This is a genomic window from Pseudomonas sp. URIL14HWK12:I6 (genome assembly GCF_000514195.1).
Lineage (GTDB): Bacteria > Pseudomonadota > Gammaproteobacteria > Pseudomonadales > Pseudomonadaceae > Aquipseudomonas > Aquipseudomonas putida_A.
Genome location: NZ_AZVL01000052.1, coordinates 1 through 1,647, shown reverse-complemented (window position 1 = coordinate 1,647; position 1,647 = coordinate 1). Strand labels below are relative to the sequence as shown.

General features: G+C 52.0%; 3 protein-coding genes. All 3 read right to left on the bottom strand.

Annotated elements, in window-relative coordinates; translation table 11 throughout:
- Positions 1–317, bottom strand: a 317-nt coding sequence (locus H043_RS29425) for a hypothetical protein (RefSeq protein WP_155953522.1), incomplete at its 3' end; no start/stop codon positions are given.
- Between the two features lie 562 nt (positions 318–879).
- The gene (locus H043_RS0126445) at positions 880–1,146 is read right to left on the bottom strand and encodes a TetR-like C-terminal domain-containing protein (protein WP_256214501.1); all 267 of its coding nucleotides are present in this window, start codon (positions 1,144–1,146) and stop codon (positions 880–882) included.
- Positions 1,091–1,276 carry a hypothetical protein gene (locus H043_RS30535; RefSeq protein ID WP_177325671.1) on the bottom strand — a complete coding sequence of 62 codons (186 nt, stop codon included), beginning with the start codon at positions 1,274–1,276 and terminating at the stop codon, positions 1,091–1,093. Before H043_RS30535 ends, H043_RS0126445 begins: the two co-directional genes overlap by 56 nt.
- Between the last annotated feature and the right edge of the window lie 371 nt (positions 1,277–1,647).

Genomic DNA, 1,647 nt, shown 5'->3' with positions numbered 1-1,647 from the left:
TAGGAACTCAAGAGGTCGGTCAGCCCTTCGACCGTCGTCACGTTGAGCCCGTCCCAGTCGATCTCGCCCTGAATTTCGTCGTCCATGGGCTGATAGCCCGTGATCGTGACGGTCACTTTCAGGAAGGTGACCTTGGTGTCGGGAAACTGCTGATACTCTTCCTCGGGCACGTACTTGAACACGGCAATGGAGCTGTGCCATTTGGGCGGCAGCCTGTCGTCGCACACCACCCGGTCCATCATGTCTTCGGTCACGCAGACCTTCTGCCATGGAATGTCCACCGGCAGGCCGAGCCGGAAAGGCGTGTTGCAAGCCATCGAATCCCTCCCGAATATAGATAGATTTTCTGCCTTCTGCATGCAGAATGATGGCGTTTTCAAGTATAGCAGTATCATAATTATGGGAAAATGAGCATTTTTTATCGTTTATGGCTAATGAAGGTGGGTCTGTGGAGGTGGTGGGATCCGGTATTTTTTCCGTGCATCTCGTCCCGGCGACAAGGATTTAGTCCTTGACATCGATCGCCATGTCAAACCTTTCAGCGAAGGTTCCATGCCGGCAATGTTTTTTCTCTCGTCAAGGTTCCACGTTTTGGTAATGTAGGACTTGGGTTCCAGATGCAATTCTCTGTTATTTGTCAGGATCATTTCGTGCAAAGAGGAACGGGGACAATTCTCCTTATCGACAAGAGGCACAAGTCCTGCCTGTTGTTGCGAGGCATTCGACCTTCGCCCCGGGAAATGAGGCATTGATCTCCGGGTGGGACTGCTCCATGGATGGTCAACCGGCAGCCAAATTCGATCTTTCCAGATTGGATTGAACGCACACGAAAAAAAACGGTGCAAAAGCACACCGGGTTTTTGTCTGCGACGACCCGATTCAGACCGCGCAGGACGACGCCTCCGGACCCGTTCCGGACCGGATCATCCGGCATACCGGACCGGCCATGTAGGCGGGGCTGTACGCCAGGTCGTTTTCCAGCCACCATTCGATCAATCCGAAATGCGCCGACGCCACATACGCGCCCAGCACCTTCGGGGGAATGTCCGGCACCGAATTGGAGGCGGCAAACTTTCGGTAGAACGCCTCTTCAATCGCCCGCTTCATGCGCTTCGAAAACGCGGGAACTCCGTTTTCGCCCAGCATCACGCGGTAGATATCCGCGTTGCTCGAAATGGCGGACCATCGCCGTTTCCCGGGCGCACGGCCGGTCCGCCGGCGCGGCATTTTCCCCGGACATCAGCGACGACCCGAATTCCTGCAGCATTTCTTCCATGCTCTGCTCCAGAAGGTCGTATTTGTCCCGGTAGTGGAAATAGTAATGGTTGGAAGTTCCTTGAATCTCATTTTCTCCCTCGCGGTCTGTCCGTTTTTCATCCTGCCCGGCGCCTCAGAGTCCGGATCACCTCCTCCAGCTCCCTATCCTCCGATATCTGTAATATTATCTTACAAACTAACACGTTAATCATTTCTTATAACCCCAAAAAGAATATTTTATGTAATATAAAATAACAAAATATCTGCAAAAATATTGCGATTCCCAACATTTCATGTTAGGATATCTCCGGTGTTACTGAAATATATCACTGATATAACAGTCATCAAAGGAGGCGAGCCACTTGAGTGTCATCCTCGTTCACGGAAGCG

Bases quoted from the DNA above. Each gene is read 5' to 3' on its own strand.
- H043_RS0126445 (WP_256214501.1), bottom strand. From the start codon at position 1,146: ATGCTGGGCGAAAACGGAGTTCCCGCGTTTTCGAAGCGCATGAAGCGG.
- H043_RS30535 (WP_177325671.1), bottom strand. From the start codon at position 1,276: ATGGAAGAAATGCTGCAGGAATTCGGGTCGTCGCTGATGTCCGGGGAA.